Here is a 621-nt window from a genome sequence, read left to right as displayed (position 1 = left end):
GATCCGGCGGATAACCCTATGAGGATTATCACCATTATCCATGCTGTTTAAGCCGCTCTCCTTCACGCGGCTAAGAAAGGTTGATTATGGCTCGCACCACCCCTATCGAACGTTACCGCAATATCGGCATCTCCGCGCATATCGATGCCGGCAAGACCACCACCACCGAGCGGATTCTGTTTTACACCGGGGTCAGCCACAAGCTGGGTGAAGTGCATGACGGCGCGGCGACCATGGACTGGATGGCGCAGGAACAGGAGCGCGGCATCACCATCACCTCGGCGGCCACCACCTGCTTCTGGAACGGCATGCAGCATAATTATCCGCAGCACCGCATCAATATCATCGACACCCCCGGGCACGTCGATTTCACCATTGAAGTGGAGCGCTCGATGCGCGTGCTGGACGGCGCCGTGATGGTCTATGACTCGGTGGGCGGCGTGCAGCCGCAGTCGGAAACCGTCTGGCGGCAGGCCAACAAGTACAAGGTGCCGCGGCTGGCGTTCGTCAACAAGATGGACCGCATCGGCGCGGACTTTTTCCGCGTACGCAAAATGATGATCGAGCGCCTCAAAGCCAATCCGGTGCCGATCGTTATTCCTATCGGCGCCGAAGACCACT

Annotated in this window: 1 protein-coding gene; it reads left to right on the top strand. The window is 58.8% G+C overall.

Annotated features, from left to right (window positions below; genetic code table 11):
- Positions 1–86: 86 nt before the first annotated feature.
- On the top strand, positions 87–621 hold a 535-nt coding region (locus ADK28_RS01400; protein ID WP_048794688.1), incomplete at its 3' end, for a GTP-binding protein.

This window comes from Serratia sp. 506_PEND (assembly GCF_001076875.1).
Lineage (GTDB): Bacteria > Pseudomonadota > Gammaproteobacteria > Enterobacterales > Enterobacteriaceae > Serratia > Serratia marcescens.
Note: the sequence above shows the minus strand (reverse complement) of the source record. Positions and strands in the feature narration are given on the sequence as shown.